Here is a 25,292-nt window from a genome sequence, read left to right as displayed (position 1 = left end):
TCAGTTTGCCGGCCAACGATCTTAACGCATTGTTTACGCTGCTGTTTGGCGCTTTGCTTACTGTGTCTGTTGGCCGTTTTTCAATGGCGCCCTGCTAGATCGTGATCAGGCAGGGAGACAACAACAATGAAAACGCTTCTGTGCGGTGCAGCGCTTTGCGCCGTCATCGTCGCGCCGGCCACAGCCGAAACGCGCTATGATCGCAGCCTCGAAAAGGCGGCCATGGGCATCGTCGCCGGCAAGATGGGCGACATCCGCGGCGGCTTTTCCTTCAAGCAGGTGCCGCAATTGGTGGTTCTGCCGGCCCCTGTTCCCGCGCCTGCGGTTGCCATCGAGCCAGCACGCGAGCAAGCTTCGGGCGGCCGCGAGGATGGCTTGTCTCCAGCCGTCGAGCGCCCGGTTTCGCGAACCGTATTCTAAGCTGAAGACCAGCAAGCCTTGATCGGGACTGCCCGATCGTTTTCGTCGCGCTTGCCGCTTTGCGGGCGATCTAAAAAGCGTCGGCAATGCTACTCCGCCGCCACCAGTTCCGCTTGTTGCGCCGGCTTCTCGGGGCGCCAGGATTGCGCCGCGTGGCGGGCGCGGTCCGCCAAGGCGGCAAGGCGTCCGCGCAGGTTTCGTCCACCCACCACTGACGACAAGGTCACCGAATGCGTCGCAAAGCGGCGCTTGAAATCCTCCCCGCCGCAGAGAAAATCGATCGTGGTCAAGCCCCGGTCAAACGACCACTGGATGTAATCCATCATCAAGACCATGCCCGGCGAGGCCCGTTCGAAGGCCGGATCATAGGTGGTGACGAAAGCCATCATCGTTCCATGCTGCTCGAAATTGATCGATATGGCGATGATCTCGTCTTCGCGTTCGAGCACGAAGATGCGCAGCAATCCAAGCTTGGCCAGAACGGATATGAGTGCCGCCAGCGCGGGGGAACCTTCGTCGAAGAGGTCCGAAACGCGGCCGTGTTTTGCAAGCCACAACCGCTTCAGCGCGGCGACGCGCTCCAGCACCGGCTCGAGGGCTTCGTGCGCATCCATCAGGCGGAAACGCAGCGCGCCGCCTTCCTCCATGAATTTGTAGCCACGGCGATAGTTTTGCCGGGTTTTCTTCGACTGGCTTTCAAACCATTGTGCGCCGCGTTGCCCGGCGCCGGAAACTCGATAGCTGACCTCGCTGCGGTGGCTTGGCTGCAAGATATTGCCCTGGCCTGGGGCGGCGGGACCGAGCAGGGTCCGGAATCGGGCATCGGGCAACAGACGATTGAGGTAGGCAAGATCGAAGCCGCCATCATCGAGGATATGTTGCCAGAGTTGCGGCAGGATCTGTGGCTCGGCATCGGGAGCAACCAGGACATCGCCATAGTCGCAGTGATCCTTCGCCGCCCACTCCAGCATACGGATGCCCGAGCGCCAGAAGGTCGCGAGCGCAATGACGGCCTCGAGACGCTCGCCGCTCCAGACCAGGCCGATCCTGAGACCGCGACGGTCCTGATGCGGTGTGGTGTGCCACCAGGCCGAGATCCAGTCGGGGTGCTGGAAAACCAGGCCGCCGGCGCGTTGCCAGAGCGCTGCCCAGGCGGGCGCGATTTCTGCCAGTCGCGCTGACGAGGTCGCAATTTCGATCCGGTGCGTTCGCGGCATCCGGAACACGGCGGGTCCGTTCATGGCTTCCCCCTTTGCGGCGATTGCTGTGGCTCGGGCTTGTCGGTGCGGAAGTGTCTGGCGATCTGCCGCCACATCCGCTTCAGCGGCATGACATAGAGGCCTGCGAGCGACTGGTAGTCGCGCACGTTGCGTTCGATCAAACCGAACTTGAAGTCCTCGTCGGGTCTCGGAACGCATAGCGTTCCGAAGAGCCGATCCCAGAACGAGAAGAGCAGCCCGAAGTTCTTGTCGTAGTGGCGAGGGTCGGTGCTGTGGTGCAATTGATGCCAGTGCGGACACAGGATCAGATTGTTCAATGGTCCAAACGAGATCTTGAAATGCGTGTGCCTGACGAAATCCATCATCAGGATGTTGCGTATGATGTAGACGTTGACGCCGAAGACCGTCAGTTCGACGAGGTTCAGCGACACCAGCGACCAGATCCCGAAGCAGATGCCGGGAATGATGCCGTCCCAGGCCCGGTTCATCAATTCGTCGAGCGGGTGGACGCGATCCTTGGTGATGCCGACCATCACCTCGGCCGAATGGTGCACCTTGTGCAGTTCCCACAGCACCGGGTAGCGGTGCTGGGCGACGTGATAGAGATAGTACGAAATGTCGTAGGCAAGCAGCATGGTGATGGTGAAGATCGTCACCGTCACCGGCCCTGCCGGCCCTTCGATCAGGGGCGGCTGGATCGCCAGCAGCGTGGAAAGCAACCAGTTCGTCGCATAGCCGACGGCGCTGACGAAGACGACGCCGGCGGGCAGCATGAGGAATGGCATCAGCGCCTTCCGCGTCACCCAGAACAAAAGGTCGGCTTTCGCCGAAGGATGCGTGATGACCTCATGCGGGACCGCGAACTCGAAGAACTCTTTCCAGCTCTTTTTCTCGACCGTGCGCCAGTAGGCGACCAGGGCGCTGACCAAAGCAGTCAGCAACAGAAGTCCGGTCGCCAGCAGGCCGGCGCCGGAAATCCGGTCAAGAACCTTGTAGACGATATCGCTGGCCATTTCCAAGGTTGCCGCCTCTTCATCCGGGTTTTCCGGTCGTCGCGGTCATAACATTGAAGTCCTCAAGCAAATGCGATGAAAATTGGTTAAGAAATCATGAGGCTTTCTAGGCTTCTGGTATTTACCCGCAGGCGGCGAGACGTCATGCTTCGGCGGTCATCCGTCTCAACGGGCGTAACGCATGGATATTCATAAGGATGGTCGGCGGGACGGAACGCCTCACCATCGTCGCGGTCCAAGATGCTCGGCGTGACGATGGCAACGGGAGACGAAATGCTTCCAGCCGGCGCTCTTGCCATCGTCGTCGGCTTTCGCCATGAAGGCCGATGAATTCCCTTCTGCCAGCCAGCGCACGCCAGCGGCTCGACGACCTGCTCGTCCAGCGCGGGCTGTTTGCCAGCCGCTCGCGTGCCCGCGACGCGGTCGAGCGTGGCACGGTAACCGTCGACGGCGTCATTGCGCGCAAGCCTGGTCAAAGCGTTTTGCCGGAATGCCTCGTTACCATCGATGATCCGGCGCAAGGCTATGTGTCGCGCGCGGCACTCAAGCTGATCGGCGGGCTCGATCATTTCGGCCTCGACCCTGCCGGCTGTGAAGCGCTCGACATCGGTGCCTCGACCGGCGGCTTCACCCAGGTGCTGCTCGAGCGCGGCGTGGCCCATGTCACCGCCGTCGATGTCGGTCATGGCCAGATGCATCCTGATATCGGCGGCGACCCGCGTGTGACGGTGATCGAAGGACTGAACGCCCGCGACCTCGCCGCCGCCGATCTCAGCGGGCGTATTCCGGATTTCATCGTGTCCGACGTCAGCTTCATCTCGCTGAAACTGGCGCTGCCGCCGGCGCTTGGTCTGGCGAAGGCTGGCGCCAAGGCCATGTTTCTGGTCAAGCCGCAATTCGAGGCGGGCCGTGATGCGATCGGCAAGGGTGGGCTGTTGAAAGACCCCTACGACGCCTCCCGCGTCGCCGGCCTGCTGCAGGATTGGCTGGACTCCGTTCCCGGCTGGCGTTCGCTGGGGCTGCATTTGTCGCCGATCGAGGGCGGCGACGGCAATCGCGAATTCCTGCTCGGTGGGATCAAGGACCGATGAGCGCGCGTTTCAGCATCAGGAAACTTGGCGCTCAGGGCGACGGTATCGCCGAGACCGAGACAGGCGATCTGTTCATTCCCTTCACACTGCCCGGTGAAACGGTCACCGCCGCGCGCGAACGGGATCGCGCCATGCTGATGGCGGTGCTGGAAGCATCGCCGCTGCGCATCGATCCCGCCTGCCGCCATTTCTCGGAATGCGGCGGTTGCGCGCTCCAGCATTTCGAAGCCGAAGCCTATCGCCAGTGGAAACGCGAAAAAGTGGCGCACATCCTGAAGGGCAAGGGCATCGATTGCGAGATCGGCGAACTGGTCGCCTGCGCGCCGCAGACGCGCCGCCGTGTCGTGCTTGCCGCCCGGCGCACCGACACAGGCATGCTGCTCGGCTTCCATCGCCATCTGTCGCCGGAGATCGTCGGCATATCGGAGTGCCCGATCTCGCTGCCGGAGATCGTTGCCGCGCTCGATCGCTTGAAGGCGCTCGCCGAATTGGTCTGCGCAACCACCAAATCCTTCCGGCTGGCGGTTACCGTGACCGGTTCGGGCCTCGATGTCGCGGTTCACGAATCCGGCAAGCTCGGGGAGAACCAGCGCCGTATCGCGGCCAATTTCGTCATGGCGCAGGGCTTTGCCAGGCTGTCCATCGATGACGAAATCATCATCGAGCCGAAAAAGCCGGTGGTGATGTTCGGCAGCGTCGCTGTCGCCGTGCCGCCCGGCGCGTTCCTGCAGGCAACCGAGGCCGCCGAACAGGCGATGGCCGATATTGTTGGCGGACATCTGAAGCGTGCCAAGAAGGTGGCGGATCTTTTCGCCGGTTGCGGCAGTTTTGCTCTTCGCCTGGCCGCGAAGTCGGAAGTCCATGCGGTGGAGGGCGATGCGGCAGCCCTTTCGGCCCTCGACCGTGGATCGCGTTTCGCCACTGGCTTGAAGCGGGTGACGGGCGAACGCCGCGACCTGTTCCGCCGGCCGCTGACGTTCAAGGAGTTGAATGCGTTCGACGGTGTGGTGTTCGACCCGCCGCGCGCGGGCGCCGAGGATCAGTCGAAGCAGATCGCCCGCTCGGATGTTCCCTACGTTGCCGCCGTATCCTGCAATCCGGTGACGCTCGCGCGCGACCTGCGCATCCTCATCGACGGCGGCTACACCCTGAAAAGCGTGACGCCGATCGACCAGTTCCTGTGGTCGCCGCATGTCGAGGCCGTGGCGCTGCTGGAGAAGCCGAAGAAGAGGCGATAACCGGGAGGCTTCGGCTCCTACGAACTTGGCGACAGTCGTTTCGACGTGCCGCCGCGTTGGTTGATCGACACCCAGGTGTTTGGGTTCTGCTGCGACTGGCGTTTCACGAAGTAATAGCCCGTCGCGTTCCAGGGCCTGATCTCATTGACCAGATTGTCCAGGACAAGATCGCCCTTGTCGGTTTTCACCGTCAGAATGGTGTGACCTTCATTGTCCAGGTCGCGCACCACGGTCATCAGCAGCGCCTGCCGGGGGAAACCCGCTGCCAGAAGAAGCTTGCGCTTGTAGAGCGCGTAGATTTTGCAGTCGCCCTTGCCGTCCACGGGGTAATCCCAGTGGTCCGCCATCGTGCCCCAATGATCGAAATTGCTGACGGGTTTGATGGCGCTGTTCGCCTTCTGATTTATTCGCTTGAGGATGCGCAGGTTCTGCGCGGTGAGCTTGACATTCGCCGCCGGCAGAGCGGGCACCTTGCACTCCTTTGGCCGGCGATGGCAGAAATCCACCCAACCGTAGGGGACGCTGGTGCTTCCACCAACTGCGGCGGATTGCGTCGATCGGGACTTGAACAATGTCGACTGTGCCGCCGCTGGACTGGCTTGCAGCAATGTCGCGCCAATCAACGCAACGAAGCCAACCAGGAACGAGGAGGTCAGGACGCCGGGGGAATGCCGCATTGCCAACACCACCGCAACCAGAGGGCCGGCACTGCGTTCGTGCGGAAACGGCAGCCCAGGAAGTTAATCACTTAACAATTTCCTAATGCCGATTGTGTTCACTTCAAGGTGGGGCGAGGATTCAAGGTGGAAAACGCAAGCATCAGCCGGCGCATTCGGTCTGACTCGGGCGCCAGCGACGGACCTTTGTCATGCTTCCTGCACGCTGTCATATCCCGCCGTCTTTGCAGCCTTGAGGAAATTACGATCAAAGGTTGCAAAGCCAACGCAATGAGCTGATTTCCTCAGATGCAGAGCATCTGCGAGATCCATTCCCTTCTTCGCGAGGTCGAGTGCGGACGACACCACCGCGCTGTCCTCGACCTCTACTGTTGGGAGCCCGCCAAATGTCCGCAGCGCATGCACGATGTCGGGCGCCGCATAACCGTAAGCGCTGCGCAGTACCCATTCGACCTCGAGCATTACCGCAACGGCGACGAAGACCCGTTGGCCGGAGGCGTCCCATGCTCTGAGGACGACGGTTGTGAGGCTTGTAGGATCCGCGCCGTCACTGTTGAGCTTGTCGCTAAAAGCGGGCACATTGCACTGTGGAATAAGGGGGGACTGAAAATGATTTCATCAGGATTCGTTGCCGAGATTTTGGGCGCAGCTCTCATGATGGCGCTCTCGGGTGCGCTCGTCGCCTGGATTTTGCGAAAGATCGCTCGAATCGGGCTATTGCCATCTTATGCACTTGGCATCGCGGCCATGACGTTTGTCGCAGCTGCGCTGTATGTCTCCGGCCACGATGGGACCGTCGACTACCTGAGTGCTTGGATCAAATATGCGATTGGTGGCGTCATCGGCTTCCTGGTTCTCTACACGACTTCGCGCCGGTCTATCAGCAAGGCATAACGGCCCAGCCAGAGGGGGCCGATCGCTTAAACCCGCGTGCCGCCCACCGTCATCTGGTTCATTCTCAAATGCGGCTGGCCGACACCGACCGGGACGCCCTGTCCGGCCTTGCCGCACATGCCGATGCCGGTGTCGAGCTTCATGTCGTTGCCGATCATCGAGACGCGGTGCATGGCGTCCGGACCGTTGCCGATCAGCATCGCGCCCTTGATCGGCTGCGTCACCTTGCCGTTCTCGATCATGTAGGCCTCGGTGCAGCCGAACACGAATTTGCCCGATGTGATGTCGACCTGGCCGCCGCCGAAGGAGACGGCATAGATGCCGTTCTTGACCGAGGCGATGATTTCGTCCGGCTCCATGTCGCCCGCCGTCATATAGGTGTTGGTCATGCGCGGCATCGGCTGGTGGGCGTAGCCTTCGCGGCGGCCGTTGCCGGTCGCCTTCATGCCCATCAGTCGGGCGTTCTGGCGATCCTGCATGTAGCCGACCAGCTTGCCGTCCTCGATCAGCACATTGCGGGCCGAAGGTGTGCCTTCGTCGTCGACTGTCAGCGAGCCGCGCCGCTCGGGCATCGTGCCGTCGTCGACGACGGTGACCCCCTTGGCGGCGACCTGCTGGCCGAGCAGGCCGGCGAAGGCCGAGGTCTTCTTGCGGTTGAAATCGCCTTCCAGCCCATGGCCGACGGCCTCGTGCAGCATGACGCCCGGCCAGCCGCTGGACAAGACGATGTCGAAAGTGCCGGCCGGCGCCGGTATGGCCTCGAGATTGACCAGGGCTTGCCTGAGCGCCTCCTTGGCGGCGTGCTTCCAGCTGTCCTCGACCAGGAATTCGCCAAACGCCTTGCGGCCACCCATGCCGTAGGAGCCGCTCTCCTGGCGGTCGCCATTGCCGACCACGACGGAGACGTTGATGCGGACCAGCGGGCGGATGTCGCGCACCACCTGGCCGTCTGCGCGCACGATCTCGACATGCTGCCAGGAGGCGGCGAGCGATGCCGAAACCTGCCGCACGCGCGGATCCTCGGCGCGCAGCCAGGCGTCGATTTCCTGCAAGAGCTTTGCCTTGGCCTCGAAGGAAGGCGAGGGGATCGGGTTCTCTTCGCCATAGAGATGGCGGTTGGTGCGTGCGGGTGCCGCGGCAAGCGTGCCGGAATAACCGCCCTTGACGGTTGACACCGCGTCGGCCGCGCGCAGCAGCGAAGCTTCGGACAGGTCGCTGGAATGCGCATAGCCGCTGGCTTCGCCGGCAACCGCACGCAGGCCAAACCCTTGGTCGGTGTTGAAGTTGGCGGTTTTCAGCCGGCCATTGTCGAACATCAGCGCTTCGCTCTCGCTGTATTCGAGGAACAGCTCGCCGTCGTCGGCGCCGTTGATGGTCTCGGCGACGATCTGCTTGATGCGATCGTCTGAAATGTCGAATTGGCCGATCAGGCTGTTCATGGCGCGTCCGTTCACAGGAGGAATGGGTCTTTGCCACGATGTAGGCGCGAAGGCGCGCCGAGACAATCGCTCGGCTGCATTGTGAAGACAAAAGCGGTTTGCCAGCAGCCCGCCGACGTCACTTCTGGTTGATGAAGCCGGTGATGTCGCAGGATTTCAGGGGAGGGCGGCGAAGCCGTCGGCAAAACCCTTGAGGTCGACCGGGATGCCGATGCCTTCTTCCGGGGTCTGGAAGACGATGAAGGTGGCCGACGTGCCGGTCTTCAGCGTGTCGAGAAGCGGCTTTTCGAGGATAACCTCGGCATAGCAGCCGTCCTGGAAGCAGCGCACGAAATAGGCGCGGCCGATGTCCTTGCCGTCGACATTGAGGCCGAGCCCGTTGGGCAAAAGCACGCCGAGCGGCGCCAGCACGCGCAGGATCTCCGCCTTGTTGTCGGCGGTGCGCAGCACCACGACCGACAGCCCCATCTCCGGACGGTCCTCGGCGACGACGTTCTGCATCATCACGCATTGTTCCGAGGTGGCACCGGCCGGCGTGTCGCAGATGATCGACCATGCGCCATGTGTCGAGCGCACGGTACCGCTCGGTTGCGCGGCGTTCGCCGTGCCGGACACGATCGCGGACAAGCCGATGCCAGACAGGGCGGCGAAAAAGATGACCTTCGCCCAGTTTCTCGAAAACCGAGAGTTTCTCGAAAGCCAGTAATTCATGACGGCTCCATTGCGAATCACGGCACTTTAAGCCGCGCCAAAGCCAAGTAAAGGACGAGACCGCACCAGGTCTGCCCCGAAAAAGCCAATACGGCGCTTTTCCCTGCCAATTTCGCCCGAATTGCGACGTTCGGCACGTGCGGCCCGCGGGAATGCCGCTGTCGGCTCAATGTAGGCGATTCGGAGCTGCCGCGGCTGCCTCCAAAGGCACATCCGGGCTTGCGCGCAAAAATGCCGCACGGTTTCGTCCGCTCCTTTCTTGCGGAGGGAAAAAGAGTATGGTTTGAACCAGCTTGAAACTGTCGGGATTCCCGTCCCGGCATTGTTCGTTATTCTCGTGGGTACCGCAGCGAGGAACTGGGAGACGATGAGGGCGATGAGAAATTTCCTGGCAAACGCCAAGGTTCCAGCAAGTGCCAAGTTTCTAAGTGCTTGTGCCGCTGTCACGTTTTTCGCCGGCGCGTCCGCCCGTGCCGACCAGCCCAAGAACTGGGAGACAACCTTCCAGGCGCCGGCGACCGACATGATGCGGCAGATCGAATGGTTCGGAAACTACACGATGTGGTTCATCGTCCCGATCACCATCCTGGTGCTGCTTCTGCTCGCCTACTGCATCGTCAGATTCCGCGCGAGCGCCAACCCGGTTCCGTCCAAGACCAGCCACAACACGTGGATCGAGTTGATCTGGACGATCGGGCCAGTCGTCATCCTGCTGCTCATCGCCATTCCCTCGTTCCAGCTGCTGACCGCGCAATACACACCGCCGGAAGAAGCAAAGCTGACCGTCAAGGCGACCGGCAACCAGTGGAACTGGGACTACGAGTACCAGACCGACAACACGCTCTCTTTCAACTCCGCGATCCTCCAGGACGCCGAACGCGCCGCAGCCGGCAAGGAGGACCGCAAGGTCTATCCGCGCCTGCTGGCCGTCGACAACGAGCTGGTGGTGCCGGTCAACACCATGACCCGGGTGCTTGTCACCGCGACCGACGTGATCCACTCCTTTGCCATGCCGTCGTTCGGCATCAAGATCGACGCCGTTCCGGGCCGCACCAACGAGACCTGGTTCAAGGCGGAGAAGGAAGGTATTTTTTACGGCCAGTGCTCGCAGCTTTGCGGCAAGGACCATGCCTTCATGCCGATCGCCATTCGCGTCGTCTCCGATGCGCAGTTCAAGACCTGGCTGGCGGCAGCCAAGACCGATCTGCCCGGCGCCAACAAGACGCTGATGGCCGAGGTCGACGGCCAGAACAAGGTAGCGGCCGCCGGCAACTGATGCCGCGGGTTAGCAAGATTTAGGGAACGGAGCGGAACATGGCAGACGCTGCAGCTCACGACGGGCACGACCACAAGCCTTATCACGGCTGGGTCCGCTGGGTTTATTCGACCAATCACAAGGACATCGGCACGCTCTACCTGATTTTCGCGATCATGGCCGGCATCATCGGCGGTGCCTTGTCGGTCGCCATCCGCATGGAGCTGCAGGAACCTGGCATCCAGATATTCAGCGGCCTGGCGCAGATGGTCTATGGCATGAACGGTGACGCCGCGATCGACGGCGGCAAGAGCATGTACAATGCTTTCGCCACCGCGCACGCCCTGATCATGATCTTCTTCATGGTCATGCCGGCGCTGATCGGCGGTTTCGCCAACTGGATGGTCCCGATCATGATCGGCGCCCCCGACATGGCGTTCCCGCGCATGAACAACATCTCCTTCTGGCTGCTGCCGCCGGCCTTCATCCTGCTGCTCACCTCGATGTTCATGCCGAGCGCCCCGGGTGCCTACGGTGTCGGTGGCGGCTGGACGCTCTATCCGCCGCTTTCGACCTCGGGCCAGCCAGGACCGGCCATGGATCTGGCGATCCTGTCGATCCACATTGCCGGTGCCTCGTCGATCCTCGGCGCCATTAACTTCATCACCACCATCTTCAACATGCGCGCGCCTGGCATGACGCTGCACAAGATGCCGCTGTTTGCCTGGTCGGTGCTGATCACCGCCTTCCTGCTTCTGCTGTCGTTGCCGGTTCTCGCCGGCGGCATCACCATGCTGCTCACCGACCGCAATTTCGGCACCACCTTCTTTGCGCCGGACGGCGGCGGCGACCCGATCCTGTTCCAGCACCTGTTCTGGTTCTTCGGTCATCCGGAAGTGTACATCCTGATCCTGCCGGGCTTCGGCATTATCAGCCACGTCATCTCGACCTTCTCGAGGAAGCCGGTGTTCGGTTACCTCGGCATGGCCTACGCCATGGTGGCGATCGGAGCCGTCGGCTTCATCGTCTGGGCGCACCACATGTACACGACCGGCCTGTCGCTCGACACGCAGCGCTATTTCGTCTTCGCCACCATGGTCATCGCGGTGCCGACAGGCGTGAAGATCTTCTCCTGGATCGCGACGATGTGGGGCGGGTCGATCTCGTTCAAGACGCCGATGCTGTGGGCGCTGGGCTTCATCTTCCTGTTCACCATCGGCGGCGTCACCGGCGTCCAGCTGGCCAATGCCGGCCTCGACCGCTCGCTGCATGACACCTATTTCGTCATCGCCCACTTCCACTACGTGCTGTCGCTGGGCGCGGTGTTCGCCATCTTCGCCGGCTGGTACTACTGGTTCCCGAAGATGACCGGCTACATGTATTCGCCCGTCATCGCCAACACCCACTTCTGGGTCACCTTTGTCGGCGTGAACCTGATCTTCTTCCCGCAGCACTTCCTCGGTCTCGCCGGCATGCCGCGCCGCACCATCGACTACCCCGATGCGTTTGCCGGCTGGAACTATGTGTCGTCCATCGGCTCGTATATCTCGGCCATCGGCGTCCTGATCTTCCTCTATGGCGTGTTCGAGGCCTTCCAGAAGAAGCGGATCGCCGGCGCCAACCCATGGGGCGAGGGCGCAACGACGCTCGAATGGCAGCTGCCTTCGCCGCCGCCCTTCCACCAGTGGGAACAGCTGCCGAAGATCAAGTAAGGCTGCTGCCCGCTCGAATACGAAACCGCCGGTCCGCCGGCGGTTTTGGCCAACGGATGATGGACTTAAGTACGCATGGCCCTTGTCGACGACCCATTGATTGACGAAGCGGGCTTTCGCATGTCGGAAGCGACGGCGGGCGATTTCTTCGCGCTGCTGAAGCCGCGCGTCATGTCGCTTGTGGTGTTCACCGCCTTTGTCGGCCTGGTCGCCGCACCCGTGACTATCAACCCTCTGCTGGCGGTGATCGCCATCCTGGCTATTGCGATAGGTGCTGGCGCCTCCGGCGCGCTCAACATGTGGTACGATGCCGACATCGATGCCGTGATGACCAGGACCGCCAGCCGCCCGGTCCCGGCCGGTCGCATCCGGCCGCACGAAGCGCTGACCTTCGGGCTGGTGCTGTCAGTGCTGTCGGTGATGACGCTGGGCGTGCTGGTCAACTGGCTGGCGGCGACGCTGCTGGCCTTCACCATCTTTTTCTACGCCGTCGTCTACACGATGTGGCTGAAGCGCTGGACGCCGCAGAACATCGTCATCGGCGGGGCCGCCGGCGCCATTCCGCCTGTAATCGGCTGGGCCGCGGTGACCGGGACGGTCAGTCTCGAGAGCATTGTCCTGTTCCTGATCATCTTCCTGTGGACGCCGCCGCATTTCTGGGCGCTGGCGCTGTTCAAGTCCGAGGACTACGCCAAGGCCGGCATTCCGATGATGCCCAACGTCGCCGGCCACGCTTCGACGCGCCGCCAGATTTTCGCCTATGCGCTGGTGCTTGCCCCGGTCGGCGTGCTGCCGTGGCTGCTCGGCTACACCACGCCGTTCTATGGCGTGGCCGCCTTGCTGCTCGGGGTCGGTTTTGTCTGGTACGCGTGGAAAGTGCTTGGCATGGCCGACGATGACCGCGTCATGAAACCGGCCAAGGCCCTGTTCGCCTATTCGCTGCTTTATCTCTTCGCCATCTTCGCTGCCTATCTGGCCGACAGCGTTGTCGAACGCGCGCTTGCCATGGGTGGAGCATGACCATGATCGAGGAAAAGCTCGAGACCGTCACGTTGACCGACCGTCAGAAGAAGGCGCAGCGCAGCCGTTCCATCGCCATCGGCGTGGCGCTGGCGCTGCTGGTGGTCATTTTCTACATCGCGACGATCGTGAAGTTCGGTCACAATCTGGGCACGATGTGATGAGCGTCGAGACATCCAGGAAAGCGGCGGGCAAGAACAGCAACGTCATCGTCGCGGCTATCTGCCTCGCCTTCTTCACCGGCATGATCGGCATGGCCTATGCCGCGGTGCCGCTCTACAAGATGTTTTGCCAGGCGACCGGCTATGGCGGCACGACGCAACGTGCCGAGAAGCAATATGCCGGCCGCGTGCTCGACCGCGAGATTACCGTCCGCTTCGATGCCAACATCGCCGGCGTGCCGTGGGAGTTTCAGCCGGTCCAGCGCTCGATGACGATGAAGATCGGCGAGACCGTGCAGGCGCACTATCAGGCGACCAACAAGTTCGATCGTCCCGTGACCGGCCGCGCCACCTTCAACGTGCAGCCTGAGCTGGCGGGACCCTATTTCAACAAGGTCGAGTGCTTCTGCTTCACCGACACGACGCTGAAGCCCGGCGAGACGCTGGACATGCCGGTCCTGTTCTACGTGGACCCCGACATCGTCAATGTGCCGGAACTCAAGGACGTGAAGACGATCACGCTGTCCTACACGATGTTCCCGGTCGAGAAGATCAAGCCGGTCGCCTCCTCGGAGCCGGCCGATGACAACAGCAAGACAATTTCGAATACCGAAGCAAATCTCGGGGGTTGATATGGCAGACGCGCACGCAAAACCACAGCATGACTATCATCTCGTCGACCCGAGCCCATGGCCTTTCCTGGGATCGGTAGGGGCGCTCGTCATGGCCTTTGGCGGTGTCGCCCTGATGGAATATCTGAAGGGCGGGTCGTTCCCGATCTTCGGCTTCAACATCGCCAATCCGTGGCTGTTCTTCATCGGGCTCGTGATCGTCCTCTACACCATGTTCGCTTGGTGGTCGGACACGATCAAGGAAGCGCATGAGGGTCATCACACGCGGGTCGTGTCGCTGCACCTGCGCTATGGCATGATCATGTTCATCGCCTCGGAGGTGATGTTCTTCGTTGCCTGGTTCTGGGCCTATTTCGATGCCAGTCTTTTTGCCGGTGAGGCACAGAACTACGCGCGCGCCACATTTACTGGTGGCGTCTGGCCGCCGAAGGGCATGGAGGTTCTCGATCCCTTCCATCTCCCGCTCTACAACACCGTCATCCTGCTGTTGTCGGGCACCACGGTGACCTGGGCGCACCATTCGCTTCTTCACGGCGACCGCAAGGGGCTGATCAACGGCCTGGTGCTGACCGTCGGCCTCGGCATGCTGTTCACCATGGTGCAGGCCTATGAGTACATGCATGCTCCGTTCGGCTTCAAGGATTCGATCTATGGCGCCACCTTCTTCATGGCGACCGGCTTCCACGGGTTCCACGTCATCATCGGCACCATCTTCCTGTTGGTCTGCCTGATCCGGGCGATGAAGGGTGATTTCACCCCCAAGCAGCATTTCGGCTTCGAGGCGGCCGCCTGGTACTGGCACTTCGTCGACGTGGTCTGGCTGTTCCTGTTCGCCTCGATCTACGTCTGGGGATCGGTCGGCGCTGTGATCGAAGGCCACTGATCCGCCCAAGAGGATTTTCATTTCTGGAGGCGGCCGCGGCAACGTGGCCGCCTTCTTCTTTTTGGCGCAATGATCGCTGATCGATAGCCAATGCGACTGACAATCTTCCGGACCATTTGCGCATTGATGATCGCGGCACTCCCGGCCTTTGCCGGCGAGAAGGTGGACCTGGTGCGTGTCCACAAGGCCGAACGCCGGTTGGAGTTGATCGGCGACGGCAAGGTCCTGCGAAACTACGGCATCGCGCTTGGCGGCGACCCTGTCGGGCACAAGCACCAGGAGGGCGATCAACGCACGCCCGAGGGGAACTATGTCCTCGACTGGCGCAACCCGAACAGCATCGCGCACAAATCGATCCATATCTCGTACCCAAATGCCCACGATGAGGCCGCCGCCAAGGCGCGCAATGTCGACGCGGGCGGCATGATCATGATCCATGGTCAACCGAATGGTTATGGCTGGTGGGGCTGGCTGCTTCAATTGGTCGACTGGACCGACGGCTGCATTGCGGTTACGGACTCCGATATGGACGAAATCTGGGCGCTGGTGGCCGATGGCACACCGATCGAGATCGAGCGGTAGGCAATGAGTGGCAAGATGAACTGGTTGCCGGTCGATCTGAAATCGAGCGGTAAGCAATGAGCGACGACGCTTCCATGAGTGAAGACAAGGCGATCTGGCCGCCGATCGATCCGATCTCGGCCGGCCTGCATGGCCGCTGCCCGCGCTGCGGCGAGGGGCGGTTGTTCTCCGGCTTCCTCACCGTCGGCAAGCGATGCGTCAATTGCGGCCTCGATTATTCCTACGCCGATGCCGGCGACGGGCCGGCGGTGTTCGTCATCCTGATCATGGGCTTCCTCATTGTCGGCCTGGCGCTCTGGGTTGAAGTCACGCTTAGCCCGCCGCTCTGGCTGCATCTGCTGGTCTGGATTCCGCTGGCTGTCGTGCTGTGCCTGGCGGCGCTGCGGCTGATCAAAGGCGTTCTGCTGACGCTGCAATACGCCAACAAGGCGGCCGAAGGCCGGTTGGATCGCGGCGAATGAGCGAGGCATCCGTTAAGGCCGACGGCCGATCCCGGCCTAGGACGGCATTGCTGCTTGGCCTTGGCCTGATGCTGTTCCTGATCCTGCTGGCGCTCGGCACCTGGCAGGTGCAGCGCCTGTCTTGGAAGGAAGGTCTTCTCCAGACCATCGACCAGCGCACCCATTCAGCGCCGCGGCCGCTGGCCGAGGTCGAGAAAGAGTTCGCCGCCACCGGGGACGTCGATTATACGCCTGTCACCGTCACCGGCACGTTCCTGCATCAAGGCGAACGCCATTTTTACGCGACCTGGGAAGGTGACGCCGGCTTCAACGTCTACACGCCCCTGGCGCTCGACGATGGTCGCTTCGTCCTGATCAATCGCGGCTTCGTGCCTTACGATCTGAAGGACGCCGCCAAGCGCGCCAAGGGACAGGTGACTGGCAGAGTGACGGTCACCGGCCTCGCTCGCAACCCCCTGCCGGCGAAGCCGTCGATGATGCTTCCCGACAACGACGTGGCGAAGAACATCTTCTACTGGAAGGACCGCGACGTGATGGCGGCGAGCGCGGGCCTGCCGGCTGGGTTCACGCTGGTGCCGATCTTCATCGACGCAGACAAGACGCCAAATCCAGGCGGATTGCCGGTTGGCGGCGTCACCATCATCGACCTGCCGAACAGCCATCTGCAATATGCTGTCACCTGGTACGGGCTTGCCGCGGCGCTCGCCGCCGTGCTCATCCTGCGGCTTCGCCGTCCCGCGAAAGAGGAATGAACGCGACTGACGCCCCCTTTCTACCGATGCCCTTGACAGGGCGGGGGTGCGCACCTCATTTCGGCTCTGATCAACCGGCCCGGATTTAATGCTTCAGACAACCACCAAACCACCTCTGACGATCCGGCTCTGCCAGCCGCGCGGTTTTTGCGCCGGTGTCGACCGTGCCATCCAGATCGTCGTGCTGGCGCTGAAGAAATATGGCGCGCCGGTCTATGTCCGCCATGAGATCGTGCACAACCGCTACGTCGTCGAGGGGCTGCAGAGCCTTGGCGCCGTCTTCATCGAGGAACTCTCCGAGATCCCGGCCGAACATCGGCAGTCGCCCGTCGTGTTCTCGGCGCATGGCGTGCCGAAATCGGTGCCGGCGGATGCGAAGGCGCGCAATCTCTTCTATCTCGATGCCACCTGCCCGCTGGTGTCGAAGGTCCACAAGCAGGCCATGCGCCATCAGCGGCTCGGCCGTCATGTGCTGTTGATTGGTCACGCCGGACATCCCGAGGTGATCGGCACCATGGGCCAGCTCCCGGACGGCGCGGTGACGCTGATCGAAACCGAAGCCGATGCCGCAAAGCTCTCGCCCGCCGATCCGCAGGCGCTCGGCTTCGTTACCCAGACCACGTTGTCGGTCGAGGACACCGCCGGCATCATCCGCGCCTTGCAGGATCGCTTTCCGGCGCTGCAGGCACCAGCGGCGGAATCGATCTGCTATGCCACCACCAACCGCCAGGAAGCCGTCAAGGACACCGCGCCGGGCGCCGATCTCTATCTGATCGTCGGCGCGCCGAATTCCTCCAATTCGCGACGTCTTGTCGAGGTGGCGGAACGTGCCGGCGCCACCATGTCGCTTCTCGTGCAGCGCGCCGCCGAGATTCCGTGGAACGACATCGGCAACATCTCGACGCTCGGCCTGTCGGCCGGCGCGTCGGCGCCCGAAATCATCGTCGACGAGATCATCGACGCGTTCCGGCAGCGCTTCGATGTCACGATCGACCTGGCCATCACGGCCACGGAAACGGAGGATTTTCCGGTCATGCGGGTATTGCGCGATGTCGAACTGACGCGGGCCGACATGGCCTTCGTCAACGGAGCCGCGTAAGCCACATGGCGGTCTACACCGACGTTGCGGAAGGCGAACTCGGCGCATTCCTGAAGCACTATCCGGTCGGCGATCTCTTGTCCTACAAGGGCATCGCCGAAGGCACCGAGAACTCGAACTTCCTGCTGCACACCTCCAGCGGCTCCTACATCCTGACACTCTATGAGAAGCGCGTCGAGAAGGCGGATCTGCCGTTTTTCCTCGGGCTGATGGGCCATCTCGCCAACAAGGGCGTGTCCTGCCCGCTGCCGGTGACCGCGCATGACGGCAGCGTCATCGGCACGCTCGCCGGCCGGCCGGCGGTCATCATCACCTTCCTGGAAGGGCTTTCGTTGCGGCGGCCAACGGCGACGCATTGTGCCGAGGTCGGCAAGGCGTTGGCGCAGTTGCATCTGGCCGGCGCCGATTTTTCGATGACGCGTCCGAATGCCCTGGCCATCGACGGCTGGCGCAAGCTCTGGGACGCAGCCCGCAACCGCGCCGACGAGGTCGAGCCGGGCCTAGCCGCCGAGGTCGATGCCGACTTTGCCGATTTCGAGCGCAACTGGCCGAAGGACCTTCCCAAAGGCATTATCCACGCCGATCTTTTCCCCGACAACGTCTTCTTCCTCGGCGAGAAACTCTCCGGCCTAATCGACTTCTATTTCGCCTGCGACGACCTCTACGCCTACGATGTCGCCACCTGTCTCAACGCCTGGTGCTTCGAGAAGGATTTTTCCTTCAACCTCACCAAGGGCAAGGCGCTGCTAGCCGGCTACCAGAGCCTCCGGCCCCTGAGCGGCCAGGAGAAGGCTGCGCTGCCGATGCTGGCGCGCGGCTCGGCGTTGCGCTTCATGCTGACCCGGCTGTACGACTGGCTGACCGTTCCCGATGGCGGGCTGGTGATGAAACGCGACCCGACCGAATACATCAGAAGGATGCGGTTCCACCGGGCGATCAAATCTCCTTCGGAATATGGATTGGCCTGATATCATGAGCAAACAGGTTGAGATCTTCACGGACGGCGCCTGCTCGGGCAATCCCGGCCCCGGCGGCTGGGGGGCGATCCTGCGCTTCAACGGCACCACCAAGGAGCTTTCCGGCGGTGAGGCCGAGACGACCAACAACCGCATGGAACTGTTGGCCGCCATTTCGGCGCTGAATGCGCTGAAAGAACCTTGCACGGTCGAGCTTCACACCGACAGCAAATATGTCATGGACGGTATTTCCAAGTGGATCCACGGCTGGAAAAAGAACGGCTGGAAGACCGCCGACAAGAAGCCTGTGAAGAACGGTGAACTCTGGCAGGCGCTCGACGAGGCCAACAAGCGCCACAAGGTCACCTGGAACTGGGTCAAGGGCCATGACGGCCATGTCGAGAACGAGCGCGCCGACGAACTCGCGCGCGAAGGCATGGCGCCGTTCAAGAAAGGCCCGTTCAAGTCCGCAGCCGCGCCAAAGCCCGCTGCGCCCGCCAAACAACCGGCAATCGCGAAGGTGCGGCGCTCGACCCAGAGCTATTGAATTTCCGGCGCGGCTCGGCGCGTATCACGTTATCCACGGCCGGCGGCCGATCGACAGGCTGCCTTGACCAGCGTCCGGCGGACGCGAGGCTGGAGGCTCCTTTGGTGGCGCTGCAGTTGCTCCAGAATATGGATGGGAGTAATATTTCCTACCATAGAGCAAAATGCGATGAGGAAACGGCGTGGGAAACGTGGAAAAAATGAGCGTGGCCGTGACCCTGCAACAGGCAGCCGTCATGCGTGAGGCGGTCGAGGCGGGCGAGTATGCCACTGCAAGCGAGATTGTGCGTGAAGCGGTGCGGGATTGGCTGGCCAAGCGTGAACTTCGGCATGACGATATCCGCCGGCTAAGGCAGCTGTGGGATGAAGGCAAGGCAAGTGGGAGGCCGGAGCCTGTGGATTTCGACGCGTTGCGAAAGGAAGCTCGGCAAAGGCTGGCGGAAGCCTCGCGGGATGACCGTTAGGCTGGTCTGGTCACCCGCGGCCAAGGCGGACCTCATCGATGTCTACGTGATGATAGGCAGCGAAAACGTACGAGCGGCCGATCGCTATTATGATCAACTGGAAGCGCGGGCCTTGCAGCTGGCAGACCATCCGCGCATGGGTGTTAGGCGACCCGATATCAGGCCTTCCGTACGGATGCTGGTGGAGGCGCCGTTTGTGCTGCTCTACGAAACGATTCCGGACACGGACGATGGCCCTGTTGAGTGGGTTGAAATCGTCCGTGTGGTGGATGGGCGGCGGGATCTGAACCGTTTGTTCTAGCTGTTTAGCGGATCAGCAGCGCCGTGCCCCAAAGCCCGAGTGCGAACACCGTGTGCGACACCAGGTTCAGCGCACGGATCTGCATCGGGTTGGGCCGCTTCGAGGCGGCCCAGCCGGCGCCCATGCCGGGTGCCAGCAGGAACCAGCCGGCGCCGACGGTGACGATGCCGAGGATGAAGGCCGGCAGAAATGTCGGCGCGGCAAGCCAGCCCGCTCCGGCCAGCACCACCAGGATGATGCCGTAGACGATGCCGACAAAATAGTGAAAGGCCCAACCCAGCGCCTTTTCATGCACGTATGGTGCGGCACCGCCGATATCGTCGTGGAAGACCTTGTCGCGGAGATGCCACACCCAACGCCCGACCGGCCCCCAGTTCGGCCGTGGCTGGCCGAACGCCTTGTGCAGGAAGATGGCCCAGAGATCCATCAGCACGGTGGCGCCGATACCGATCGCGATAGCGCGCCAGAACATGTCAAACATCGCTAGAATCCCCCCAAACGCAAGCCCTGGGCTACAAGCGCGGTCGTCGTTCCATACCCGACGCCGCGCTGAAGTTCAGAGCTGTCCCAGAATATGAGCCGCGCCGGACTCGTCGACACCAGGCTTGGTCTCGACATTGAGCGCGGTGACCTTGCCGTCGTCGACGATCATCGAAAACCGCTTCGAACGCAGCCCCATGCCGCTGGCGGAAAGGTCATTGTCGAGGCCTACCGCCTTGGCGAAATCGCCACTGCCGTCGGCGAGGAACAGGATCTTGCCCTCACCGCCGGTGAAGTGCGCCCAGGCGCCCATGACATGGACGTCGTTGACCGAAACCACGGCTATTGTGTCGACGCCGCGCGCCAGGATGGCATCGTGGTTCTCGAGATAACCCGGCAAATGGTTGTTGCTGCAGGTCGGTGTGAAGGCGCCGGGAACCCCAAACAGCACGACCTTCTTGCCCGGGAAGATCTCGGCCCCGGTGATCGGCTTGGCGCCATCGGCGGTCATCGTCTTGAAGGTCACGTCAGGCAGCTTGTCGCCAACGGAAATGGTCATGGATTCCTCGCTTGGGAAAATGGGGAAGGACGTGTCTTTGCCTAGCGAACCCGACGGCTTCCTGCAACCGTTGGGGTGGGCTGGATCAAGGGAAAGGCAGAACCCCTTCGACCGAGCCCGCCGAACTCGTCAGCGTATAGTGAAGCCCGCCATCCGTCGGCGTCGTCGAGGGGCGATCGAGGATCGGCACGGTGAAGATCAGCTTGCCGTCCTTTTCGCTGCGGGCAGGGGTGCCGAACATGTAGTCCCGCTCGCCGGCGACGAAGAAATCCGCCGCCTCCGGATCGCCGGGAAAGCTCGCCTCGACAATCAGCGTCTCGTGGTCGCCCGGCAGCACATTGATGCCGAAATCGGACCTCGCGGGCGCTGGCAGCGCCGCGAAACTCGCCTTCACCAGCGCTGCGTCCTCGGCATTGTCCGGATCGGAGGCGGGGTCGACGGTCAGCCGCGTCTGCACCGGAATGCAGATCGTTTCGCAGATGCCGAGAAAGATGTCGGCATCGATCAACGCCGGCTGGTTCGGCGCCGCCAGCGTGAATGTCACCGGCAGAGAAACCGGATAGTTGTAGCCTGCCCATTTGCCATAGCCGTCGTCATGGCGCTGCGGCGCCGGAAACGCCAGGGCGGCGTCGGCGATGTTGGTGCTGGCTGAAATGTCGAGTTGCGGCGGCACGCCCGCGTCGCCCGGATCGCGCCAATATGTCTTCCAGCCGGGCTTGAGCGCTATGTCGAGAACGCCCTGTATGCGGCCGGTGTCGTCGGCTTTGCCTGAGGTCACCAGCCGGACCTTGCCGCCTTCGCTGTTGTACCACGCCGATGAGGAGGCGGCGGCGGGAAGAGCGGTTGCCGATCCGATGGCGGCGCCGAGCAGCAGGATTTTCAAGCTTTGCATGGCGGTGATTTGATCGTCCGTTCGTGGCCGCGCAATGTTTTCATGGCCTTGCCGGTATCATATTTGCGTGACCTTGAGGGGGAAGAATGCGCGAGCCGGCGGCATAGGCTTTGGTCGAATCCAGCACGGCGCATCTTTTCGGCGCTTTGGAAACGCGTTACGCTCCCTTTCATGGACTTGTTGCGCCACAAGAAGACGGTCGCCAGCCGCGGCTTTCTCGACGATCAGTTCCTGATTGCCATGCCCGGCATGAAGGACGACCGTTTCACGCGCTCGGTCATCTATGTCTGCGCGCACTCGGATGAAGGCGCCATGGGCCTGATCATCAACCAGACACAGCAGATGCTGTTTCCGGACCTGCTCGTGCAACTGGGCATCATGAACGAACAGGAGGCGATCCGCTTGCCGGCGCAGGCGCGCGATTTCGTGGTGCGCAATGGCGGACCCGTGGATCGCAGCCGGGGCTTCGTCCTGCATTCGGGCGACTATCGGGTGGAATCGTCGCTGACCGTTTCCGACGACATCTGCCTGACGGCGACCGTCGACATATTGCGCGCAATATCGTCCGGCCGCGGGCCTCGTCACGCGCTGATGGCGCTCGGCTATTCCGGCTGGGGCGCCGGCCAGCTGGAGACCGAGATCGCCGAAAATGGCTGGCTGACCTGTCCGGCCAATGCCGAGCTTCTGTTCGACGCCGACATCGAGCGCAAATACGACCGCATCCTCGCCGCGATAGGTATCGATCTCGCCCATCTCAGCTTGGCGGCCGGACACGCCTAAACCCCATCAGCCTCATCGCGGAGCCCGTTTCGAAACTCGCTCTGGTGAGTCATATGGTGGTGGTTTCGAGAACCGGAGCGCAGCGGACATTCGGGTCCGTGAGCACCGGAAGCGCAGAAAACGCCGTCAGATGGCCGCCAGAGTAGAGTTTCCAAACGGGCTCTCACGCTTGCGTCAGCGGATACTGCTCCTTCAGCGTCTTCAGCACCTGGTCGCCCGGCATTGGTGCGCCGAACATGAAGCTCTGCACATATTCGCAGCCCATCTGACGCAGTTCCAGCGCATCGCTTTCGTCCGAAATGCCTTCAGCGACGACGGACAGGCCGAGCTCATGCGCCATGTTGACCATCGATTTCAGCAGCACCGCGCGCTTGGGCGTGTTGTCGTCGACGAAGCTCTTGTCGATCTTGATGGTGTCGAAGGGGAAACGCGTCAGATAGGCCAATGAGGAATAGCCGGTGCCGAAATCGTCCAGCGACAGGCCGATGCCGAGCTGCTTCAGCTTGGTCAGCACATGGGCGGTCTGCTCGGGATTGTCCATGACAAGCGATTCGGTGAGCTCCAGCCGGAAGCAGCGCGGCTTCAGATTGGCCCGAGCGATGACCGAGCGGACATCGCTGACCAGGTCGCGTCGGATCAACTGGCGGCTGGACAAATTGACCGAGACCGACAGCGGCGCGTCGCCTATCTGCTTTTGCCAGCTGGCGAGGTCTTCCGCCGCCTGCTGCATGGCGAACAGACCGAGCTGCACGATCAGACCGCAGCTTTCGGCGACCGGGATGAAATCCGCCGGCGGGATCATGCCGCGGCGCGGGTGGTCCCAGCGCAGCAGGGCCTCGAAGCCGGCGACGCTGCCATCCTCGAGCCGCACGATCGGCTGGTAGGCAAGCGTGAATTCGCGCCGCTCGATGGCGCGGCGCAGGTCGGATTCGAACTGCAGCCTGTCGGTGCCGACAGTGCGGAAAGCCGGACGGAACGGCTCGATCCTGTCGCCGCCGAAGCGCTTGGCCTGGTGCATGGCAAGCTCGGCATCCTTGACCATGTCCTCGGCCGACATCTGCGGCGAATTCCAGGTGATCAGTCCGATCGACGCGGTCAGCACGATCTCGCGCTTGGCAAAGGTGATCGGATTGTTGATGGCATGCTTGATGGCGTCCGCGACGGCGGCGATGCGGGCCGGGTCCTGTTCGGACAGCAGCATCAGCGCGAACTGATCGCCGGCAAAGCGTGACAGCGAATCCTTCGGCTTGAGCAGCCGGTGCAGGCGGCGTGCGATGGTCAAAAGAATGGTGTCGCCGGCCGAGATGCCGAGCCCGTCATTGACCTGCTTGAAACGGTCGATGTCGATGACGAAGACGGTCGGGCGCACCTTTTCTTCGGTGCGCGCGATCGAGATGATCGCTTCCAGCCGGTTCATCAACAGTTCGCGGTTCGGCAGGCCGGTCAGATTGTCGTGCACGGCATCGTGCAGCAGCCTTTCCTCGGACTTTTTCTGCTCGGTCACGTCGACCATGGTGCCGACGCAGCGGATGACCTCGCCGTCGGATCCGATGACCGGGCGCGCGCGCAGGGAGAACCAGTGATAGTGGCCGTCGGCGCCGCGCAGGCGGAAATTCTGCGACACCCGGCCGCGCCGGTGTTCGAGCACGACGTCGAGCGTCGTGCGGAACGTGTCGCGGTCGTCGGCATGCAGCACCGGCAGCCAGTTGCGGGCCGCGCCGCCAAGGCTGTTCGGCGCCAGGCCGAGCTGGATGCTGACGTCGGGCTTGGTGACGACGCGATCGCGCAGCACGTCCCAGTCCCACACCGTGTCGCCCGATCCGGCCACCGCCAGCGCCTGCCGCTCGAGGTCGGAGAACAGGCCCTGATGCAGCGCGCCGCCGGCAAAGGCATGCTGCATAACGGTGAAGCCGATCAGAAGGATGATCAGGATCAGCCCGCCGCCCAGGGCCGGCTGGGCGATATCATTGTCGAGCATGCCGGTGATCGCCATCCACGATCCGCATAGCCACAACAGCACCATGACCCAACTGGGCACCAGCATGATGGCACGGTCGTAGCCGCGTATGCCGAGGAAGATGATCAGGCCAAGCCCGGTCAGCGCGGTGGCGGCGAAGGACAGCCTGGCGATACCGGCGGCGACCGCCGGATCGATGATCGCGACGCCGGCGATCAGCACCAGCCCGAGGATCCAGACCAGCGCGCCATAGCTGAAATGGCCGTGCCATCGGTTGAGGTTGAGATAGGCGAACAGGAACACCACGAAGGTTCCCGCGAGCGCCACTTCGGTCCCCGCTCGCCACATCTGCTCATTGCCGGGCGATATCTCGATGATCTTGTTGAGGAAGCCGAAATCGACGCAGATATAGGCCAGCACCGCCCAGGCAAGCGCTGCGGTCGCGGGGAACATCGAGGTTCCCTTGACCACGAAAAGGATGGTCAGGAACAGCGCCAGCAGGCCGGCGATGCCGATGACGATGCCGCGAAACAGCGTGTAGGAATTGACCGAGTCCTTGTAGGATTCCGGATCCCAAAGGTAGACCTGCGGCAGCTTCGGCGAGGCCAGTTCGGCAATGAAGGTGATCACCGTGCCGGGATTCAGCGTCACCCGGAAAACGTCGGCATCGGGGCTGGTCTGGCGGTCGAGCGCGAAGCCCTCGCTGGGCGTGATGGCGGCGATGCGGGTCGAGCCGAGATCGGGCCAGAAGATGCCGGAATTCACCAGGCGGAAATGCGGTGCGACGATCAGCCTGTCGAGCTGCTGGTCGGTGGTGTTGGCGAGCGCGAAAACAGCCCAGTCGCCGGTCGAACGCGCATCATTGGCCTCGACCTCGATGCGCCGCACGATGCCGTCCGGACCCGGCGCGGTCGACACCTGGAAATTCTCGCCCTGGTTCCGGTAGATCTCGACGGCGCCGGAAAGGTCGAGCGCGACGTCGTCGCGGGCGATCTTGATCGGCTCCACGGCGAAGGCCGACGATGCTGCCCACAGCGTCAGGAGTGTCGCGAGGACAAAGGCGAACAGCGACCCGTTTCGCAGGAAATTCGTCAAAA

Annotated in this window: 29 protein-coding genes; 19 read left to right on the top strand and 10 right to left on the bottom strand. The window is 62.4% G+C overall.

The genetic code is table 11. The features are described 5' to 3' along the window. Positions 1-126: 126 nt before the first annotated feature. Positions 127-420: a hypothetical protein gene (locus MESCI2_RS0107070; RefSeq protein ID WP_027035952.1), complete on the top strand. Its 294-nt coding sequence runs from the start codon at positions 127-129 to the stop codon at positions 418-420. Between the two features lie 89 nt (positions 421-509). On the opposite strand, the gene MESCI2_RS01000000134445 is transcribed toward MESCI2_RS0107070, so the two are convergent. Together MESCI2_RS01000000134445 and MESCI2_RS0107060 are read right to left on the bottom strand one after the other, a co-directional pair. Continuing rightward, the gene (locus tag MESCI2_RS01000000134445; RefSeq protein WP_032900475.1) at positions 510-1,661 is read right to left on the bottom strand and encodes a GNAT family N-acetyltransferase; all 1,152 of its coding nucleotides are present in this window, start codon (positions 1,659-1,661) and stop codon (positions 510-512) included. After that, positions 1,658-2,653 (bottom strand): sterol desaturase family protein, encoded by a 996-nt coding sequence (locus tag MESCI2_RS0107060; RefSeq protein ID WP_032900474.1) that lies wholly within the window; start codon positions 2,651-2,653, stop codon positions 1,658-1,660. The genes MESCI2_RS01000000134445 and MESCI2_RS0107060 overlap by 4 nt, the downstream gene beginning before the upstream one ends. Positions 2,654-2,979: 326 nt before the next feature. On the opposite strand from MESCI2_RS0107060, the gene MESCI2_RS0107050 reads away from it, so the two are divergent. Both MESCI2_RS0107050 and MESCI2_RS0107045 read left to right on the top strand, forming a co-directional pair. Further along, a complete protein-coding gene (locus tag MESCI2_RS0107050) occupies positions 2,980-3,744 on the top strand; it encodes a TlyA family RNA methyltransferase (RefSeq protein ID WP_027035950.1) in 765 nt (254 codons plus the stop codon). Next, positions 3,741-4,982, top strand: coding sequence for a class I SAM-dependent RNA methyltransferase (locus tag MESCI2_RS0107045; protein ID WP_027035949.1), 1,242 nt, complete (start codon positions 3,741-3,743; stop codon positions 4,980-4,982). The genes MESCI2_RS0107050 and MESCI2_RS0107045 overlap by 4 nt, the downstream gene beginning before the upstream one ends. Before the next feature lie 17 nt (positions 4,983-4,999). Here the strand turns inward: MESCI2_RS0107045 and MESCI2_RS01000000134440 are convergent, their stop codons facing one another. Together MESCI2_RS01000000134440 and MESCI2_RS01000000134435 are read right to left on the bottom strand one after the other, a co-directional pair. Then, positions 5,000-5,659, bottom strand: coding sequence for a transglutaminase-like cysteine peptidase (locus MESCI2_RS01000000134440; RefSeq protein ID WP_050596490.1), 660 nt, complete (start codon positions 5,657-5,659; stop codon positions 5,000-5,002). Between the two features lie 189 nt (positions 5,660-5,848). Next, complete coding sequence (locus MESCI2_RS01000000134435) at positions 5,849-6,121, bottom strand: hypothetical protein (protein WP_430981657.1); 273 nt, start codon at positions 6,119-6,121, stop codon at positions 5,849-5,851. Positions 6,122-6,268: 147 nt separating this feature from the next. Between MESCI2_RS01000000134435 and MESCI2_RS0107030 the strand changes: the two genes are divergently transcribed. Next, positions 6,269-6,553 carry a hypothetical protein gene (locus tag MESCI2_RS0107030; RefSeq protein WP_027035948.1) on the top strand — a complete coding sequence of 95 codons (285 nt, stop codon included), beginning with the start codon at positions 6,269-6,271 and terminating at the stop codon, positions 6,551-6,553. Between the two features lie 26 nt (positions 6,554-6,579). Here MESCI2_RS0107030 and tldD read toward each other — a convergent pair whose 3' ends face one another. Further along, positions 6,580-7,992, bottom strand: a complete 1,413-nt coding sequence (gene tldD, locus MESCI2_RS0107025) for a metalloprotease TldD (protein ID WP_027035947.1) — start codon at positions 7,990-7,992, stop codon at positions 6,580-6,582. Positions 7,993-8,148: 156 nt separating this feature from the next. Beyond that, positions 8,149-8,703 carry an invasion associated locus B family protein gene (locus MESCI2_RS0107020; protein ID WP_013532781.1) on the bottom strand — a complete coding sequence of 185 codons (555 nt, stop codon included), beginning with the start codon at positions 8,701-8,703 and terminating at the stop codon, positions 8,149-8,151. A 376-nt stretch (positions 8,704-9,079) separates the two neighbouring features. On the opposite strand from MESCI2_RS0107020, the gene coxB reads away from it, so the two are divergent. The 14 genes from coxB (at position 9,080) to MESCI2_RS0106950 (ending at position 19,527) form a co-directional block, all read left to right on the top strand. After that, a complete protein-coding gene (coxB, locus tag MESCI2_RS0107015) occupies positions 9,080-9,979 on the top strand; it encodes a cytochrome c oxidase subunit II (protein ID WP_027035946.1) in 900 nt (299 codons plus the stop codon). 38 nt (positions 9,980-10,017) lie between these two features. Further along, complete coding sequence (gene ctaD / locus MESCI2_RS0107010; RefSeq protein ID WP_027035945.1) at positions 10,018-11,670, top strand: cytochrome c oxidase subunit I; 1,653 nt, start codon at positions 10,018-10,020, stop codon at positions 11,668-11,670. Positions 11,671-11,745: 75 nt separating this feature from the next. Then, the gene (locus MESCI2_RS0107005) at positions 11,746-12,690 is read left to right on the top strand and encodes a heme o synthase (RefSeq protein WP_027035944.1); all 945 of its coding nucleotides are present in this window, start codon (positions 11,746-11,748) and stop codon (positions 12,688-12,690) included. A 2-nt stretch (positions 12,691-12,692) separates the two neighbouring features. Beyond that, on the top strand, positions 12,693-12,851 hold the full coding sequence (locus MESCI2_RS0107000) for a hypothetical protein (RefSeq protein ID WP_081738658.1): 159 nt from the start codon (positions 12,693-12,695) through the stop codon (positions 12,849-12,851). After that, entirely contained in the window at positions 12,851-13,483 is a 633-nt protein-coding gene (locus MESCI2_RS0106995; RefSeq protein WP_027035942.1) for a cytochrome c oxidase assembly protein, read from the top strand. The genes MESCI2_RS0107000 and MESCI2_RS0106995 overlap by 1 nt, the downstream gene beginning before the upstream one ends. A gap of 1 nt (position 13,484) precedes the next feature. Beyond that, positions 13,485-14,366 (top strand): cytochrome c oxidase subunit 3, encoded by an 882-nt coding sequence (locus MESCI2_RS0106990; protein WP_027035941.1) that lies wholly within the window; start codon positions 13,485-13,487, stop codon positions 14,364-14,366. Between the two features lie 90 nt (positions 14,367-14,456). Then, complete coding sequence (locus MESCI2_RS0106985) at positions 14,457-14,948, top strand: L,D-transpeptidase family protein (RefSeq protein WP_027035940.1); 492 nt, start codon at positions 14,457-14,459, stop codon at positions 14,946-14,948. A 74-nt stretch (positions 14,949-15,022) separates the two neighbouring features. Further along, positions 15,023-15,409, top strand: coding sequence for a DUF983 domain-containing protein (locus tag MESCI2_RS0106980; RefSeq protein WP_027035939.1), 387 nt, complete (start codon positions 15,023-15,025; stop codon positions 15,407-15,409). Continuing rightward, a complete protein-coding gene (locus MESCI2_RS0106975; protein ID WP_027035938.1) occupies positions 15,406-16,161 on the top strand; it encodes an SURF1 family protein in 756 nt (251 codons plus the stop codon). Before MESCI2_RS0106980 ends, MESCI2_RS0106975 begins: the two co-directional genes overlap by 4 nt. A gap of 88 nt (positions 16,162-16,249) precedes the next feature. Next, the gene (gene ispH / locus MESCI2_RS0106970; protein ID WP_023808604.1) at positions 16,250-17,260 is read left to right on the top strand and encodes a 4-hydroxy-3-methylbut-2-enyl diphosphate reductase; all 1,011 of its coding nucleotides are present in this window, start codon (positions 16,250-16,252) and stop codon (positions 17,258-17,260) included. Positions 17,261-17,265: 5 nt separating this feature from the next. Beyond that, a complete protein-coding gene (locus MESCI2_RS0106965; RefSeq protein WP_027035937.1) occupies positions 17,266-18,228 on the top strand; it encodes a homoserine kinase in 963 nt (320 codons plus the stop codon). Between the two features lie 4 nt (positions 18,229-18,232). Continuing rightward, the gene (gene rnhA, locus MESCI2_RS0106960; protein WP_027035936.1) at positions 18,233-18,763 is read left to right on the top strand and encodes a ribonuclease HI; all 531 of its coding nucleotides are present in this window, start codon (positions 18,233-18,235) and stop codon (positions 18,761-18,763) included. Between the two features lie 181 nt (positions 18,764-18,944). Next, positions 18,945-19,226 carry a ribbon-helix-helix domain-containing protein gene (locus tag MESCI2_RS0106955; RefSeq protein WP_027035935.1) on the top strand — a complete coding sequence of 94 codons (282 nt, stop codon included), beginning with the start codon at positions 18,945-18,947 and terminating at the stop codon, positions 19,224-19,226. Next, positions 19,216-19,527 carry a type II toxin-antitoxin system RelE/ParE family toxin gene (locus MESCI2_RS0106950; protein WP_027035934.1) on the top strand — a complete coding sequence of 104 codons (312 nt, stop codon included), beginning with the start codon at positions 19,216-19,218 and terminating at the stop codon, positions 19,525-19,527. Before MESCI2_RS0106955 ends, MESCI2_RS0106950 begins: the two co-directional genes overlap by 11 nt. 4 nt (positions 19,528-19,531) lie before the next feature. Here MESCI2_RS0106950 and MESCI2_RS0106945 read toward each other — a convergent pair whose 3' ends face one another. From MESCI2_RS0106945 to MESCI2_RS0106935, 3 genes are all read right to left on the bottom strand, one after another. After that, the gene (locus tag MESCI2_RS0106945) at positions 19,532-20,008 is read right to left on the bottom strand and encodes a DUF2938 domain-containing protein (RefSeq protein ID WP_027035933.1); all 477 of its coding nucleotides are present in this window, start codon (positions 20,006-20,008) and stop codon (positions 19,532-19,534) included. 75 nt (positions 20,009-20,083) lie between these two features. Further along, a complete protein-coding gene (locus MESCI2_RS0106940) occupies positions 20,084-20,566 on the bottom strand; it encodes a peroxiredoxin (protein WP_027035932.1) in 483 nt (160 codons plus the stop codon). Positions 20,567-20,651: 85 nt separating this feature from the next. Next, entirely contained in the window at positions 20,652-21,458 is an 807-nt protein-coding gene (locus MESCI2_RS0106935) for a protein-disulfide reductase DsbD domain-containing protein (protein WP_027035931.1), read from the bottom strand. A gap of 171 nt (positions 21,459-21,629) precedes the next feature. On the opposite strand from MESCI2_RS0106935, the gene MESCI2_RS0106930 reads away from it, so the two are divergent. Then, complete coding sequence (locus tag MESCI2_RS0106930) at positions 21,630-22,238, top strand: YqgE/AlgH family protein (protein WP_027035930.1); 609 nt, start codon at positions 21,630-21,632, stop codon at positions 22,236-22,238. Positions 22,239-22,401: 163 nt separating this feature from the next. Here MESCI2_RS0106930 and MESCI2_RS0106925 read toward each other — a convergent pair whose 3' ends face one another. Further along, on the bottom strand, positions 22,402-25,290 hold the full coding sequence (locus MESCI2_RS0106925; RefSeq protein WP_027035929.1) for an EAL domain-containing protein: 2,889 nt from the start codon (positions 25,288-25,290) through the stop codon (positions 22,402-22,404). Positions 25,291-25,292: the final 2 nt, after the last annotated feature.

The organism is Mesorhizobium ciceri WSM4083 (assembly GCF_000519305.1).
In the GTDB taxonomy this organism is placed as follows: Bacteria; Pseudomonadota; Alphaproteobacteria; order Rhizobiales; family Rhizobiaceae; genus Mesorhizobium; species Mesorhizobium ciceri_B.
The sequence above is the reverse complement of the archived record's forward strand: the minus strand, read 5'-3'. Positions and strand labels throughout refer to the sequence as shown.